The sequence below is a fragment of the Gordonia rhizosphera NBRC 16068 genome (assembly GCF_000298195.1).
Taxonomy (GTDB): Bacteria; Actinomycetota; Actinomycetes; order Mycobacteriales; family Mycobacteriaceae; genus Gordonia; species Gordonia rhizosphera.
The window spans coordinates 86710-102394 of the sequence record NZ_BAHC01000247.1; the positions used below are offsets into that span (position 1 = coordinate 86710).

Genomic DNA, 15685 nt, shown 5'->3' on the forward strand with positions numbered 1-15685 from the left:
CGATCGAGCAGGAGGACCCAGATGGCCGGACCGCGGTCGGCCGACCGAGCACGCACGACACGGGTTGCGGCGAGGGTCACGATCGGTGCCCTCGCCGTGCTCGCGTCGATCGTGTTCGCCCAGATCTCGCCGGCCACGGCCGCACCGATCGGGACGACCCACGTGACCCCCGATCGGGGCGCCTGCGGCGATCACGGCGGCGTTCGTTCGGTCAGCTGCGCCGCGCACCTCACCGAGCGCTGGATGCGACGGATGGGACTCGGTGACGTGGTGCGCGAGACCGTGCTCGTCGCGCCGGTCGGCGCGGGTCTGTGGCGCAGCTCGACGACGGGCGGGATCTGCGGTTTCGGTGCGGCGGGCAAGCTCGGCCTCGGGCTGCACCATTGCGACCACCGCACCTTTGTCTATCCGTCCCAGGACTTCATGCTGCTGAGCGACGACGTGACGACGGTGACCGCTCTGGCCCACGAATCCGCCCACGGCGTCCACGAACGCGCCGGCCTCGACCCGGTGGCCATCACGCTCTCGTTCGACGGCCACCGACTCCTTCCACTCGAACTGTCCGCGGACTGCTGGGCCGGCATGGCGCTGCGCTGGTTCGTCGACGAGGGCATGCTGGCTGCGACGGCCCGCGCGGGTGCCCAGGGGTTGCTGCGCGCGGCCGCCGGAGGACTCGGTCACGGTTCCGCGCAGCAGCGCCAATCGGCGTTCGACGCCGGCTACCTCCAGGGCGCGACGGCGTGCAATCGACTGCTGGGCACGCCGACGTTCCCGGCCGGGCCGTAGGACGCCGCCGGCGGTCGATCAGCGGATCAGCTTCGGGACGACTTCCTTTGCGACCAGGTCCAGGTGGTCGAGATCGGTGAGGTCGAGCACCTGCAGGTAGATGCGCCGTGCACCGATCTCGCGGTAGGCCTCGATCTTCTCGACCACCTCGTCGGGTGTTCCGGCGGCACCCACCTCACGCATCTCACCGAGGTCGCGACCGATCGCCTCGGCCCGACGCGCGAGTTCGGCATCGGTTCGGCCACAGCACAATACGAGCGCCGAGGAGAAGGTCATCGTCCCCGGCCGCCGGCCGGCCCGCGCGCACGCCGCGCGCACCCGGCCGATCTGCTCGGCGGCCGCGTGCACCGGCATGAACACCGTGTTGAACTCGTCGGCGAATCGGGCGGCCAGTGCGGGTGTGCGCTGCTTACCCAGCCCGCCGACGATGATCGGCGGGCGCGGCGACTGCGCGGGCTTCGGCAGCGCCGGTGAGTTCGCGATGCGATAGTGGTCGCCCAGATAGTCGAAGGTGCGACCCGACGGCGTCTCCCAGAGTCCGGTGATGATCTCAAAGGATTCCTCCAGCCGGTCGAACCGCTCACCGACCGACGGGAACGGGATGCCATAGGCGGCGTGCTCGGCCTCGAACCATCCTGCACCCAAACCCAACTCGACACGACCACCGCTCATCTGGTCGGCCTGCGCGACCGCGATCGCCAGGGCACCCGGATGACGGAAGGTCGCCGAGGTCACCAGGGTGCCGAGGCGGATCGTCGACGTCTCGCGCCCCAGCGCAGCCAGGGTCAACCAGGAGTCGGTGGGGCCCGGCCGACCGTCGACACCCATCGCCAGATAGTGATCCGACCGGAAGAACGCGTCGAAACCGAGCGCCTCGGTGGCCTGGGCCACCCGCAGTTGATCGTCGTAGGTGGCACCTTGCTGGGGTTCGATGAAGACGCGTAGATCCACGTCTGTCAACCTACGCCACCTCGGGGGACGTGCCGATATCGTTCACGGCACGGTCCGACTGCGTGTCGCCCGCGGACGCGCAGATCAGTCGAGCAGCCCCCGGACGTAGGCGGCCTGGCCAACGTGCTGGACGTCGTCGTCGAGGATGGACACCAGCCGAACACCCAGTGTCACAGGAGGATTCCACCGCTCGTCGATCACCCGATCGAGATCGGTGTCCGACAGTCCGCCCAGATGGTCGACGGTGACCGCGTGTGCGGCGTCGTAATACTCGGCCAGCAGTGCCGGGTCGATCCCCTTCACCTGGGCGACCTCTTCGGCGGTCTGGCCGTACCCCGACGCCGTTGCCTCGAACGGTAGGCCGAACCGACCGAAGAAGTCCGCCGAAGTCCAGAGCTGTTCGGTGCCCGCGACATCGGCGATCTGCGCGTCCTGCACCCGGCTGAGATGCCAGATCAGCCAGGCGATCGTGTTCGCCCGGGGACCCGGCCGATACACCAGTTGTTCCGCGGTGATGCCGTCGAGAACCGCATGCACGTTCTCCGACACCCGCCCGAAGCCGTCGATGAGTACGTCGATTGATCTCATACATCCACTATGGTCTCCGGATCCCGAACCGCATAGGGTGTCGACGTGAGTCATCCAGGCAACCGACGCCGGTCCGCCCATCCCCGTTCCGGGCACTCCCATCATCTCTCGGAGATCCCCGCCGTCCTGTCCCCGTTCGCCAAGTGGTTCGTGATCGTGAGCCTCGCGATCATCGGCGTCGGGGTCGTCGTGGGGACGGTCGTACTGTGGCCCTCCGGCGACGGCGAGCACGCCATCCCCCTGCAGTTCCGGGCGGCCGACGGGGGCCCGATCGAGACGGTGGACGGGCATGTGGTGTCACAGACGCGGGCCGCGTGTCTGAATCCGCTGGCCGGCACGGTGCAGGACAGTCCGGTATTCCAGATCGAGGGCGCGAGCGGACCCTGCATCCTGAGCACCGTTCAGCTCGACAGCGGTCCCGACACCGGCCGCCACACCCTGCTGGAGGTGCCGACCAACGCCGCCCAATCCGGCTCGGAGCCGGGCGCCGTCATGAGCACCGAGGCACCCGATCAGCCGCAAGCCGGGCAGCCGACCTTGGAGATCGGCGACAAGATCCGACTCACGACGCTCCCCGGCCCCTACGGGAACAGTCGCTACACCTTCTTCGACTTCCAGCGGGGTGTCCCGACGCTGGTATGGGCGCTGCTGTTCGTCGGAGCGGTGGTGATGGTGGCCGCCTGGCGTGGTCTACGTTCGATCATCGGCCTGGCGTTCGCATTCCTCGTACTGGGCGTGTTCACCCTGCCGGCGATCCTCAACGGCGAGCCACCGGTGGCCGTCGCCGTCGTGTCGTCGGCCGCGATCCTGTTCGTCGTGCTTTACCTGGCGCATGGGGTAAGCCTGCGAACGAGTTCGGCGCTCCTGGGGACGTTGACGTCGCTCGTGCTCGCCGGGGTACTGAGCTGGCTGGCGATCAACACCATGCACCTGACCGGTCTGTCGGGCGACCAGACGACCAATTTGCAGGTCTACTCGGGCACGATCTCGGTCGACGGGCTCCTGCTGGCCGGATTCATCATCGGCACCCTCGGTGTGCTCAACGACGTCACGATCACGCAGGCGTCGGCAGCCTTCGAACTCGCGGCGGCGGGTGAACCGACCCGGCTGGCCACCTTCCGTGCCGCGATGCGGGTGGGCCGCGACCACATCGCGAGCACCGTCTACACCCTTGTGTTCGCCTATGCCGGCAGCGCGTTGCCACTTCTGCTGCTGTTCTCGGTGGCCCAGCAGCCGTTCGCGTCGCTGCTCACCACCGACGCCTTGGCGGTGGAGCTCGCGCGATCGTTCGTCGGCGGCATCGCCATCGCGCTGTCGGTGCCCCTGACGACCGTCATCGCGGCCGCTCTCGCACAACCCGCGGGAGCCGAAGTGCCGACACAACCGCAGGTCGAACCCGCACACGGTTCCACCTCGCCGACGCCGACCGCACGACATGCCCGGTCCGACGACTGATCCGACCAGGGTCGAGGGTTGATCAGCAGCGTCCCGCGGGCAGGCCTGCGAGATTGCGTTCGAGCCAGCCACCGACCTTGTTGAGCATCCTGGTGCCATCACCGAACGACCCGCTGCGCGGCATCGCGGCCATGGCAACCGCCACCTGTCCCCGATTGGTGGTGATGATGCCGAGTTGGCGCACGAGGTAACCCGGCGACGTCGATGTCGCCGGACCCCAGCCACCCTTGACCGCGGTCACCACTCCACGGCTGCGTGACATCTTGGCGATGCCCCACTGTTGATTCGCCGCCACGTGGCTCATCAGGCGGATGAGGTCCTCGGTTCCGGGCATACAGGGCAGATGGGCCCCGAACCGAGCCTGATCGGAGAGCGCCCAGGGCGTGTAACCGGGGTAGGACGGCGGATCGTCGACCTCCGAACTCACCCGGGTGCGGCTGTCGTGGCCCTCACGGAGCACGTTTGTGACCGCCGCAACCGACGCCTGTCCCCCGCCGAGCGAACCCCACAACTCACCCGCCGCGTCGTTGTCGGAGAAGATGATCGCTTTGTCCTCCATCGCCGCGACCCGGTACCCGTTCTTGCGCTGGGCGGCCAGAGACACCGGCACCTTCAGCGTGGACCACGCACGACCCGATTTCAGATTCCCCATCGTGACCGCCCGGTCGGAACCGATCGGCACGATGGCCAGCCCGACCTTTCCGGGCAGAGACTTGCGCATGGACTTCTGGAGCACGGCGAAGCTCTTGGTGAGCTTCTTGTCCATCGTGACCGGCGGCTCGAAGAACCGCGACACCTCGGGCGGAAGCGGCGGCAGTTGCGGTGGCCACCATGAGGGTGAGGCGGCGGCGGACCCGCCGCCGAACACGACGCCGCACACCACCGTCATCGAGACCACACCGACGATCCATTTCGAACGAGTCACTTTTGTCTCCTGAGTCACTTCTGCAACAGGAAGACTACGGTGACCGCCCGTCGGCTACCAGCGACGATGCGAATCTGTAGTAATCGGCCGCGTTCCCCGGAGCACGCGCACCGAAAACATCACCGCAGGGCCGCGCCATCGACACATTGCACTCAGCGACTCTCACCGGTGAGGTTTTCGGGGCGGGATCGGTGAGCGGTCAATCCTCCCGAGACCGCCAGCGCCCCATACCCAGGAACACCATCACCAGCTGACGTTCGGTGCGTTCGACGATCTCGCTTTCCACGCCGGGCCCGCGGTAGTCGTTGTCGAGCAGGTCGGCGACGGCGGTCAGCATGATCGTCACGATCAGTTCGGCGGCCACCTCGAGATCCTCGGGCTGCCATTGCGCAAGATCGGGCAGGCGCGATAGATCTATCGCGAGTTCCTTTGAGAACAAACGTAATTCGGTGTCGATCGCGCGACGGATCTCGGCGATCCCACCATGCTGTTCGCGCACCAGGAATCGGAATTGCGCCTCGTTGTCGTGTACATGGCGCAGCAGGATGGCGAGCGAATTCTGCGCGGTGGGCAATGCCTGCCGGGCCGCCAGATCGCGCCGCCCGTCCCGCAGGGTGCGCCGCAGAACGCGCATCGAGTCCTCGACGAGGGTCACGCCGAGGTCCTCCATGGAGGCGAAATGCCGATAGAACGCGGTCGGCACGATGCCGGCACCACGCGCCACCTCCCGGAGACTGATGCTGGCGAAACTTCGGTCGGCCACCAGTTGCATCGTCGTGTCGAGCAACGCCTGCCGTGTCCGGTTCTTGCGTTCGGCCCGGGTCTCCGACTCCGCGGCGGCACGCGAGGCGCGCGAACGCGAAGGATTCCGAGACCTGGTCACGAAACGAGTGTAAGTGCGCCCACCGGCGATGACGCCGCCGCCTCCCCGTCGCCCTGACAATTCAGTGACTGCCGTCACAGCGGATTCGTCTTGACGCCACGCCGCGTCACTGTGTCACACTGTTTCGTGTACATCTGTTCACTGAATGCAACAGACCACAAACGGAGCACATCATGGGTATCCGACTGCCACACCTCGTCGGTTCGATTGTCGAGGCAGCCCTGACCCCCCACCCCGTCGATCGCTATCTCGAACTGATCGACCCGATGCTCACCTGGCGCGACCTGCGCGCGCAGGTCATCGCCGTGGACCACCCGACCGACCGCACCGTCCGCCTCACGTTGCGGCCGACACGACAGTGGACCGGACACGAGGCCGGACAGTATGTACAGCTCAGCGTTGTGATCAACGGTGTCCGGCACACCCGGTGTTTCTCCCCGGCCAATGCCGCGCGCCCAGGCGGCGACCTCGAGCTGACCATCACCGCCCACGACAACGGCGTCGTCTCGACATACCTACGCGAGCATGCCCGCGTGGGCATGGTGCTGGGCTTGAGTCCGGCCATGGGTGAGTTCCGCCTCCCCACCGAACGTCCCCGGGCGGCGGTCTTCTTGAATGGCGGCAGCGGGGTTACACCCGTACTCTCGATGGTAAGAACACTCGTCGCCGAACACTACACCGGACAGATCACCTTCGTGCACTACGCACGAACGCGCGCCGACGTCGCCTACCGCGACGAACTGGTCGCGCTCGACGCCGCGCATCCCACCATCGACCTACGCATGCACTACACCCGCGGGGACGACCCCGATCACTTCACCGCCGCGCATCTCGCCGACATCCCCGATCTCGACGACGCGCACCTGTTCGTCTGTGGGCCGCCGGCTCTGATGAACGCCGTCACCCGGTTCCACCACGAGACGGGCATGACGCAACCGCTACACAGCGAGGCATTCACACTCGCCGCACCGATCACCATCGATCCGGACGCTCCGGTCGACGGAGAACTAACCTTCCTGCGCTCCGGCCGATCCGCGACCAACGACGGTCGCACCATCCTCGACCAGGCCGAATCCGCCGGGCTGAGCCCGGACTCCGGCTGCCGGATGGGGATCTGCTTCTCCTGTAACGCCATCAAGAAATCCGGCTGCACCCGCAACGTGCTGACCGGCGAAACCAACACCGAAGCCGACAAGCGGATCCAGCTGTGCATCAACGCTCCCGTCGGCGATGTGGAAATCGAGGTATAGCCATGACCATCACCACCCGCACCTACCTGCCCGCCCCCGCCGACGCCACGACCACACCGTTGACGGGCCTACTCGTCGAGCACGACGCCGATCCCAAACACATCACGCTGAGCTACGAGCAGGTCGAGGCGCTCGGCCGCGACCTCGACGCCCTTCGTGCCCGCGTCGTCGCCGACCTCGGACAGCAGGATCGCGACTACCTGTACTCGATCATCCGGGCCCAGCGCGGATTCGAGATCGCCGGCCGCGGCCTGATGTATCTCGGCTTCTTCCCGCCGGCGTGGCTCGCCGCCGTCGGCGCGCTCTCGGTGTCGAAGATCCTCGACAATATGGAAATCGGGCACAACGTGATGCACGGCCAATACGACTGGATGCGCGAGGACACCTACAACTCGCGCCAGTTCGAGTGGGACAACGTGTGCCCGGCCGACCAGTGGCGGCACAGCCACAACTACATGCACCACACGTTCACCAACATTCTCGGCGAGGACCGCGACATCGGATACGGCATCCTCCGCATGGCCCGCGACCAGAAGTGGAATCCGTACTACCTCGGCAATCTCGCCTACGCCACCGGACTGATGCTGGTGTTCGAGTGGGGGGTGATGCTGCACGACCTCGAGACCGAGAACATCATCGCCGGCAAACGCAAATGGCATGACGTCAAGGGCCTCGTGAAGGGCATGTGGCGCAAGGCGCGCCGCCAGGTGCTCAAGGACTATGTCGTCTTCCCGGCCCTGACCGGACCGCTGTTCGTCCCGACCCTGCTGGGCAACGCGACGGCCAACCTGATCCGCAACGTCTGGGCCTACTCGATCATCTTCTGTGGCCACTTCCCCAGCGGCGCACAGACCTTCACACCGGAGGAATGCGCAGACGAGACCCGCGGCCAATGGTATCTGCGGCAGATGCTGGGATCGGCCAACATCACCGGCGGGCGCCTGTTCCACATCATGAGCGGCAATCTCTCGCATCAGATCGAGCATCATCTGTTCCCCGACATCCCGGCCGGTCGCTACCCGGAGATGGCCGGCGAGGTCCGCGAGATCTGCGCACGCTACGGCCTGCCCTACAACACCGGCTCGCTGTCGCATCAGCTCGGATCGACCTGGAAGAAGATCGCCAAGCTCTCGCTGCCCAACTTCATGACCCGCGACGACAACGACCTCGTCGTGACCGTCGAACGGCGCAAGCCGGCGGCGGCGTGACGGCGCGGACCCGCTGACGATGGCAGAATACGGAGTCATGGTGGACAGCTTCGAACGCAACAAAGACCTCGTCCAGGAGCTGGTCGAGTCGACCGCAACTCATGTGGGACGGATCGCCATGATCATCACCGGCGCGGTCGCCGAGGTGGCACGCGAGATCGGCGACTTGGTCACCGACGGTATCGAGATGCGTGACGCTGCGCGTCGGGCCCGTGACGACGAGGAGCGGGGCATCGTCGAGGTCGAGGAGATCGACCTCATCGAGGACGGCGAGCCCGACATCGACGATATCGGCGATCCTGTCGACCTCGGCGAGATACCGGCCGTCGACCAGGTCGCCCTGCTCAGCGCGGACATCGTCCCGGAAGAACCTGTGGACATCGGCGAGTTGCCGGGCGAACAGACCTGACGCAACCGACCAGCCGTCGGGCACGTGATCGTCCCGACACATGACGTGGTGGGCTGGACAACGGCGGATGTGCGCGGCGGTACCTTGTCCCGTACACATCTGCCGTCGCCACCAGCCATACCCAGGCCCTGACGCACCCGGCCAGTAACGTTGGGCCCATGTCCGACATGTGGGAGGTGCTCCGGTCGACGTTCGGCTACGAGTCGTTTCGGGGTGATCAGGAGCAGATCGTCGCCCACGTCGTCGGCGGCGGTGACGCCGTCGTACTCATGCCGACCGGCGGCGGTAAGAGCCTCTGCTACCAGGTGCCCGCACTGGTTCGGGAGGGCTGCGGGGTGGTCGTCTCCCCCCTGATCGCCCTGATGGCCGACCAGGTGGCGGCGCTGCGCGACCTCGGTGTCCGGGCGGCCTTCCTCAACTCCACCCAGATGCCCGAGGAACGCGCCGAGGTGGAGTCCGCGTTCCGTGCGGGCAACCTCGATCTGCTCTATGTCGCACCGGAGCGACTGAACACCGCCGGGACCCGAAACCTGTTGTCCCAGGGTAAGATCGCGCTCTTCGCGATCGACGAGGCGCATTGCGTGTCGCAGTGGGGCCACGACTTCCGGCCCGACTATCTCGCCCTCGGCGACCTCGCCGAGCTCTGGCCCGACGTGCCGCGAATCGCGCTGACCGCGACGGCGACCCAGCGCACCCACGACGAGATCACCGACCGCCTGCACCTGCAGCGTGCCCGGCACTTCGTCGCGGACTTCGACCGTCCCAACATCACCTACCGGATCGTCACCAAGACCGACCCGCGACGACAACTCCTCGACTTCATCCGCTCCGAGGGGGTCGTCGAGGGTAGGCCGGCGACCGGCATCGTCTACGCGCTCAGCCGGAAATCGGTGGAGGCAACCGCGGAGTTCCTGGTGGCCAACGGGATCGACGCCATGCCGTATCACGCCGGGCTCGACCGTCGTCTGCGGCAGGTGACCCTCGAACGGTTCCTGCGTGCCGACGGTGTGGTGGTGGTCGCCACCATCGCCTTCGGGATGGGCATTGACAAACCCGACGTGCGCTTCGTCGCCCACATCGATCTGCCCAAGAGCGTCGAGGGTTACTACCAGGAGACCGGGCGCGCCGGGCGCGACGGCCTGCCGTCGGCGGCATGGATGACCTACGGTCTGGCCGACGTGATGCAACAGCGGCGGCTCATCGACCAGTCTGACGGCGACGCGCAGCATCGTCGGGTTCAGCAGCAACATCTCGACGCGATGCTCGCGCTATGCGAGACCGTCGACTGCCGCCGTGTGCAGTTGCTCCGGTACTTCGGCCAGGAGGCAGCGCCCTGCGGCAACTGCGACACGTGCCTGGATCCGCCGGCGACCTGGGACGGTACCGTCCCGGCGCAGAAACTGCTGTCGACGATGGTGCGTTTGCAGCGCGATCTCGGCGATCCGCCCTATGGGGCGGGGCACCTGATCGACATCCTGCGGGGCGCCGACACCGCGCGTATCCGCGAACGCGGCCATACCCGGCTGACCACCTACGGCATCGGCGCCGACCTCGACGCCGCCGCCTGGCGCAGCGTGATCCGGCAGCTGGTCGCCACCGGGGTCGTCGAACCCCGCGGCGACTACGGGGTGCTGGTGCTCACCGAGAAGAGTGGGCCGGTGCTACGCGGTGAGACGACGGTGATGCTGCGCACCGATCCGGCGCGGTCGCCGGCCACCCGCGGACGCTCGACGAAAGCCGCGGCCGAGCTCCCCGACGCCGACCGCGGCTTGTTCGAGCACCTGCGCACCTGGCGCAAGGCCGAGGCGTCGCAGCGCGGGGTGCCGCCGTATGTGGTGTTTAACGACGCGACGCTGCGCGAACTCGCCACCCGACGCCCGGAGAGCGCCGCGCAGCTGCGCAGTGTGTCCGGCATCGGTGACGCGAAGCTCGAACAGTACGGCGACGCCGTCCTGGCCACGATCGCGGCATTCGAATCAGCATGAGTAAAAGGTTTGTCCTGGCCGTTTGTACTGACTAACCTCTGTGAGGTTGTCTTTGCAGGAGGTCTCCAGGTGTCCCGTTCGTTGCCGTCGGCGCTGACGTTCCCCAACCCGGTCAACGAGTACGCGGCCCGGTCCACCGCCGGCCTGGTGATCGTGCTCGCGATCGTGGCGATCGCGGTGAACCAGCCCGTCGTGTACGCGATGCTCGCCGTCGGATTCCTGTTGCGGGTGATGGCCGGGCCGCGGTTCTCACCGTTCGGGCAGCTGTCGGTGCGGGTGATCGCCCCGAAGATCTGGCGCAAGACCAAGCTGGTGCCCGGGCCGCCGAAACGATTCGCCCAGTCGGTCGGACTGGTCTTCAGCAGCACCGCCCTCGTGCTGTCGCTGTTCGGTCTCGGACTCGCCGCGCAGATCGTCGTCGGTCTGCTCATCGTCGCAGCCACCCTCGAATGCGTCTTCGGTCTCTGCCTGGGATGTGTCGCCTTCGGGTTCCTGCAGAACAAGGGCATCATCCCGGAGACCGTGTGCGAAGCGTGCAACAACCTGTCGCTGCGTCTACCGGCCGAGCAGCAGCAGGCGGCCGCCTGAGACGGTCGCCGAGACTTCTTCCCCCACGGTTCCGGTCGTCCACCGTCTGCCAGCATGGTCGTGAGACAGATGCTGGTGGTGGTGCGGGGCTCAGTCGAGGAGACCAAGCGCGATCCCGTCGAGGATGTCGTGTTCGCTCACGACCAGTTCGGTGATTGCGGTCCGGTCCCGTAGGACCCGCGCCAACTCCATCGTCACCAGCGCCCCGCCTCCGATCACATCGACGCGGCCCGGATGCATCGGACCGAGCGCCGCCCGCTCCGCGCGGGTCATCCCGATGAGTCGATGGCACACCGCGTCGAGGTCACCGAGCGAGATCCGGGACAGGTGGATGACCTCCGGATCGTAGGCGGTCAATCCTGCGCCCACGGCGGACAGCGTCGTCATCGTCCCGGCAACACCCACCCAGGTCCGCGCGCCTTCCACCGGCACCGTCGCAAACGCCTCGGCCAGTCGCGTGCGGGCGAAATCGTGCGCTGCCGTGATCTCCGCTTCGGTGGGCGGATCCGACGGAAGGCATCGTTCGGTGAGGCGGACACAGCCGATGTCGGCCGAATGGGCCGCCGTGACGCCCTGCGCATCGCCGACGACAACCTCCGTGGAGCCGCCACCGAGGTCGGTGACCACGAAAGGTCCACTCGCCGGATCGAGTTCGCCGACGGCGCCGCGGAACGACAGCCGGGCTTCCTCGTCGCCGGTGATGACCTCGGCGCATGCGCCCTCGACGACGCGCCCGAGCAGGTCGGCGGTCATCGCGAAGAAGTCGTCGCGGTTGGCGGCATCGCGGGTCGCCGACGTCGCGACCATCCGCACTCGCTCGACGCCCGCGGAGACCATGATGTCGACATAGTCGGCGAGGGCCGCGCGCGTCCGCTCGATCGCCTCGGGGGCGAACTCACCGGTCGCATCCACGCCCTGACCGAGCCGTACGACCCGCATCTCGCGGTGGATGTCGACGAGGTGGGGTGGGGGGTGATCTCGATACGCCTCCTCGCTGGGCTCGTCGACTACTCGATCAGCAGAAGGGGACGCCTCCTCGCTGCGCTCGTCAGCCACTCGATCAGCGGAACGAGCCGCACCTCGATCAGCGGCAGAAGTGCCGACTACTCCACCAGCGGAAGAGGCGCGGGCCACCAGGAGGCGGATGGAATTGGTACCACAGTCGACGGCACCGACGACGGTCATCGTGCCTCGTCCGGATAGGTCGGCCAGTCCTGTGGGATCGCGGTCCCCCGCAGCGCGCCCTCCGCGGCCAGCGCGACCGCCTCGTCGCCGAGCGGGTTCACCCCGGGGCCCTTCGCCAGCGAGTGCGCCATCAGCACGTGCAGACACTTGACCCGATCGGGCATCCCGCCGCCGGTGAACTCGGTGCCCAACGATTCGATGGCATCGCGTTCGGCGAGATAGGACTCGTGGGCACGGCGATAGGCGGCGGCGAGGTCGGGGTCGTCGGCCAGTCGCGCCGTCATCGTCTTCATCACACCGGCCGATTCGAGGCGGCTCGCCTCCGCGGTCAGCCGCGGGTCGGTCAGGTAGTACAGCGTCGGGAAGGGCGTGCCGTCGGGCAGCCGCGGAGCGGTCTTGACCACCGCCGGCTGACCATCGGGTGTGTAGTAGCTGACCTCGATCACGCCGCGGGGCTCGCGGCCCAACTGCGCGGCGATCGTCTCGAGGTCGGTCGGTGAAACGCTCACTGTGCGTTCGGGGGGTTCGCCACGGACTCCCACAGGTTGCCGTACCAGGGGTTGCGCGCGTATTCCTCGGCGCGTTGCTGCGCGGCCCGCCGTGCGTCGTCACCGGGGAACATCATCACCAGCGGCGTCTCACCGGGCCGGACGAACTGAAGGCGTTCACGCGCCTGCGCCTCGATGTAGGCGGGGTCACCTTGTTCGTTGACCTTCTGCTGGTAATCCGTGACCTCGCTGCGGAGTTGATCGTTGCTGGCGCGGAGCTGGTCGAACTCTGCGTGCTGGGCGAAGTAGGTACGCACGGGCATGGCCAGTGTCAGTGCGACGACGCTGATTACCAGGGCAAGCACGATCGCCCGTTTCGCGTCGAGCATCTCCCACCGCGTCGACAACGATCGAGATCCGCGCAGACGACGGTCGCGTACCCGCGGCGCCCGCACTTCACCGTCCCCGCCGCCGTCGGAACCCGGAGCGACCTCATCGACCTGATCGGCCTCATCGACCTGATCGGCCTCGTCGAACTCGACGAGGTCCACGTCATCGGCGTGGACCTCGTGTTCGCCCGTCTCTGTGACCGGGTCCGCAGCGGGACGTGCCGGTCCCGACCGGGCCCCCGGCGACCGGGGACGGGCGTGACCGCGCGTGCTCGCACGCCGGTCCGCCCGACCCCGATGACGCCGTCCATTCGACGCCCCACGACCCGATGTCATGGGGTCAAGCTAATCACGAACCGAAGGCGAAACGCGGGAAGGCAAGGTCTCCCGCGTACCGCGCCGCGTCTCCGAGACCCTCCTCGATGCGGAGCAGCTGGTTGTACTTGGCGACACGCTCACTTCGGGCCGGCGCACCGGTCTTGATCTGTCCACAGGCGCAGGCGACGGCGAGGTCGGCGATGGTGGTGTCCTCGGTCTCACCGGACCGGTGGCTCATCATCGTCTTGTAGCTGTTGTTGTGCGATAAGGCAACCGCGTCGAGCGTCTCGGTCAGCGAACCGATCTGGTTGACCTTGACCAGCAGCGCGTTGGCCACGCCCTCGGAGATGCCGCGTTCGAGGCGCTCCGGGTTGGTGACGAACAGGTCGTCGCCGACGAGCTGGACCTTGTCGCCGACGGCCTCGGTCAGCTTCGCCCAGGCCTCCCAGTCGTCCTCGGCCAGGCCATCCTCGATCGAGACGATCGGGAAATCGGCGATCAGCTTCTCGTAGTACGGAATCATGTCGTCGGACGAATAGTCCTTGCCCTCGAGTTTGTAGACCCCGTTGGAGTAGAACTCGGTGGCGGCAGCGTCGAGGGCGATGACCACGTCCTTGCCGAAGTCATATCCGGCTTTGCCGACCGCTTCGCCGATCACAGAGATCGCCGCGTCGGTGTTGGGGAGGTCCGGCGCGAATCCGCCCTCGTCACCGAGCGCGGTGTTCATACCTTGCTTGCCCAGAACCGATTTGAGGGCGTGATAGACCTCGGCGCCGCAGCGCAGGGCTTCCTTGAACGTGGGTGCACCAACCGGGCAGACCATGAATTCCTGGAAGTCGATGCCATTGTCGGCGTGCTCACCGCCGTTGATGATGTTCATGCACGGCACGGGGAGGATATGCGCGTTGGGACCGCCGAGGTAGCGGTACAGCGGCAGACCGGCCGACTCGGCCGCGCCCTTGGCGACTGCCAGCGACACACCGAGAATGGCGTTGGCGCCGATGCGTCCCTTGTCCGGGGTTCCGTCGCAGTCCAGCAGCGCCTGGTCCACGAGCCGCTGGTCCTCCGCCTCGAGACCGATGACTGCCGGCGCGAGTTCGCTAAGCACACCCTCGACCGCCTTGGTGACGCCCTTACCGTTGTAACGGTCACCGCCGTCGCGCAATTCGACCGCCTCGTGTTCACCGGTGGATGCGCCCGACGGGACCGCGGCGCGGGTGAATGTGCCGTCGTCGAGGACCACCTCGACCTCGACTGTCGGGTTGCCCCGGGAATCGAGAATCTCGCGCGCACCGACCTGCTCGATCATTGCCACAGCTCTTGCCCCTTTTCACCTGGACGGGTCGGCGTCTTGGACTGCGCCGACAGGTACGAGGGAAAGCCTAATCGTTGCCCGCCGGGCGCACGTGGCAAGGCCGTTTTCGGCCACGGTCGCTCCGACGGGAGGCGTCAGTACCGAACGTTGATCGAGTAGGCGTTGGCGCGATCGCGGACGTCGATGACGTAGGCCATCGAGTTGTTGTAGACCTGCACCGCCTTCTCCCACCCCTGCGGTGTGGTCATGTCACCGCCCGACGACACACAGAGGTAGCGCGCCGCCGACAGTGCCGCGTCGTCGAGGTTGTCGGGGTCGGGCCGGCCGTCGCCGTTCGCGTCGACGCCATAGCGCTGCCAGGTCTCCGGGATGAACTGGAACGGCCCCATCGCCCGGTCGTGTACGGCGTCGCCGTCCATCTTCCCCCCGTCGGTGTCGTGGATGCGCATGTTCCCACGTGTGCCGTCGAGGGCGACCCCGCGGATGGGTGGGGACGTATCACCGTTGGTGGCGATGCCGGTTCCGTGATGGGTGCCATGTTTGCTCTCCACGGCCCCGATGCCCGCGATCGTCGTCCAAGCGATACCGCATTCCGGGTGCTGCTGGCGTTCGATCTCGGCGGCGTTTCCGTAGGCCTCGAGCGCGATCAGCGGAATCCCCGTGGATTCCGAGATCGGGCGGGCCCAGTCACGCAGCAGCTCCGCGGTCCGGCCGGGGGCATTGATGTTGATGTAGGGCACAGGTGCACCGGCCCCCGGCGGGAGGCCGTCGGGGATGTCGGGACGCTGCAACGACGGCAGGTCCAGGCATGCCGACACAGTGAACGCCGTCGTCAGTCCGACGACACCGACGGACAGTGCACGTCCCCACGACGCCCCGCGCGCGACACCCATCCTGCTTCACACTCCCCTGACGTAACCCGGCACCGACGACCCGCACGAGTGCCCTCCGCGGCGAGGCGA

Annotated in this window: 16 protein-coding genes; 7 read left to right on the forward strand and 9 right to left on the reverse strand. The window is 67.1% G+C overall.

What is annotated here, in order from left to right; translation table 11 throughout:
- Positions 1–21: 21 nt before the first annotated feature.
- Positions 22–786, forward strand: a complete 765-nt coding sequence (locus GORHZ_RS28950) for a neutral zinc metallopeptidase (protein ID WP_006339570.1) — start codon at positions 22–24, stop codon at positions 784–786.
- Positions 787–804: 18 nt separating this feature from the next.
- Here GORHZ_RS28950 and GORHZ_RS28955 read toward each other — a convergent pair whose 3' ends face one another.
- Both GORHZ_RS28955 and GORHZ_RS28960 read right to left on the reverse strand, forming a co-directional pair.
- A complete protein-coding gene (locus tag GORHZ_RS28955; protein WP_040533975.1) occupies positions 805–1737 on the reverse strand; it encodes an LLM class F420-dependent oxidoreductase in 933 nt (310 codons plus the stop codon).
- 84 nt (positions 1738–1821) lie between these two features.
- Entirely contained in the window at positions 1822–2325 is a 504-nt protein-coding gene (locus tag GORHZ_RS28960; RefSeq protein WP_006339573.1) for a mycothiol transferase, read from the reverse strand.
- A 45-nt stretch (positions 2326–2370) separates the two neighbouring features.
- Here GORHZ_RS28960 and GORHZ_RS28965 point away from each other — a divergent pair, with 45 nt between their 5' ends.
- A complete protein-coding gene (locus tag GORHZ_RS28965) occupies positions 2371–3780 on the forward strand; it encodes a YibE/F family protein (protein WP_006339574.1) in 1410 nt (469 codons plus the stop codon).
- A 22-nt stretch (positions 3781–3802) separates the two neighbouring features.
- Here GORHZ_RS28965 and GORHZ_RS28970 read toward each other — a convergent pair whose 3' ends face one another.
- Positions 3803–4669, reverse strand: a complete 867-nt coding sequence (locus tag GORHZ_RS28970) for a serine hydrolase (RefSeq protein ID WP_040534005.1) — start codon at positions 4667–4669, stop codon at positions 3803–3805.
- Positions 4670–4904: 235 nt separating this feature from the next.
- Positions 4905–5588, reverse strand: a complete 684-nt coding sequence (locus GORHZ_RS28975) for a TetR family transcriptional regulator (protein WP_040533976.1) — start codon at positions 5586–5588, stop codon at positions 4905–4907.
- A 173-nt stretch (positions 5589–5761) separates the two neighbouring features.
- Between GORHZ_RS28975 and GORHZ_RS28980 the strand changes: the two genes are divergently transcribed.
- The 5 genes from GORHZ_RS28980 to GORHZ_RS29000 all read left to right on the forward strand — a co-directional run bounded on the left by GORHZ_RS28980 (position 5762) and on the right by GORHZ_RS29000 (position 11028).
- Complete coding sequence (locus GORHZ_RS28980; protein WP_006339577.1) at positions 5762–6838, forward strand: ferredoxin reductase; 1077 nt, start codon at positions 5762–5764, stop codon at positions 6836–6838.
- A gap of 2 nt (positions 6839–6840) precedes the next feature.
- A complete protein-coding gene (locus tag GORHZ_RS28985) occupies positions 6841–8046 on the forward strand; it encodes a fatty acid desaturase family protein (RefSeq protein WP_006339578.1) in 1206 nt (401 codons plus the stop codon).
- Positions 8047–8083: 37 nt separating this feature from the next.
- Positions 8084–8455: a hypothetical protein gene (locus tag GORHZ_RS31345; protein ID WP_006339579.1), complete on the forward strand. Its 372-nt coding sequence runs from the start codon at positions 8084–8086 to the stop codon at positions 8453–8455.
- 158 nt (positions 8456–8613) lie between these two features.
- Positions 8614–10440: a DNA helicase RecQ gene (recQ, locus tag GORHZ_RS28995; protein WP_006339580.1), complete on the forward strand. Its 1827-nt coding sequence runs from the start codon at positions 8614–8616 to the stop codon at positions 10438–10440.
- Positions 10441–10509: 69 nt separating this feature from the next.
- On the forward strand, positions 10510–11028 hold the full coding sequence (locus tag GORHZ_RS29000; RefSeq protein WP_006339582.1) for a DUF4395 domain-containing protein: 519 nt from the start codon (positions 10510–10512) through the stop codon (positions 11026–11028).
- A 90-nt stretch (positions 11029–11118) separates the two neighbouring features.
- On the opposite strand, the gene GORHZ_RS29005 is transcribed toward GORHZ_RS29000, so the two are convergent.
- The 5 genes from GORHZ_RS29005 to GORHZ_RS29025 all read right to left on the reverse strand — a co-directional run bounded on the left by GORHZ_RS29005 (position 11119) and on the right by GORHZ_RS29025 (position 15616).
- On the reverse strand, positions 11119–12213 hold the full coding sequence (locus tag GORHZ_RS29005) for a Ppx/GppA phosphatase family protein (RefSeq protein WP_083877481.1): 1095 nt from the start codon (positions 12211–12213) through the stop codon (positions 11119–11121).
- A complete protein-coding gene (locus GORHZ_RS29010; protein WP_006339584.1) occupies positions 12210–12722 on the reverse strand; it encodes a DUF501 domain-containing protein in 513 nt (170 codons plus the stop codon). Before GORHZ_RS29010 ends, GORHZ_RS29005 begins: the two co-directional genes overlap by 4 nt.
- Complete coding sequence (locus GORHZ_RS29015) at positions 12719–13252, reverse strand: FtsB family cell division protein (RefSeq protein ID WP_006339585.1); 534 nt, start codon at positions 13250–13252, stop codon at positions 12719–12721. The genes GORHZ_RS29010 and GORHZ_RS29015 overlap by 4 nt, the downstream gene beginning before the upstream one ends.
- Positions 13253–13439: 187 nt before the next feature.
- On the reverse strand, positions 13440–14723 hold the full coding sequence (gene eno / locus GORHZ_RS29020; RefSeq protein WP_006339587.1) for a phosphopyruvate hydratase: 1284 nt from the start codon (positions 14721–14723) through the stop codon (positions 13440–13442).
- Between the two features lie 134 nt (positions 14724–14857).
- Complete coding sequence (locus GORHZ_RS29025; protein WP_006339589.1) at positions 14858–15616, reverse strand: lytic transglycosylase domain-containing protein; 759 nt, start codon at positions 15614–15616, stop codon at positions 14858–14860.
- Between the last annotated feature and the right edge of the window lie 69 nt (positions 15617–15685).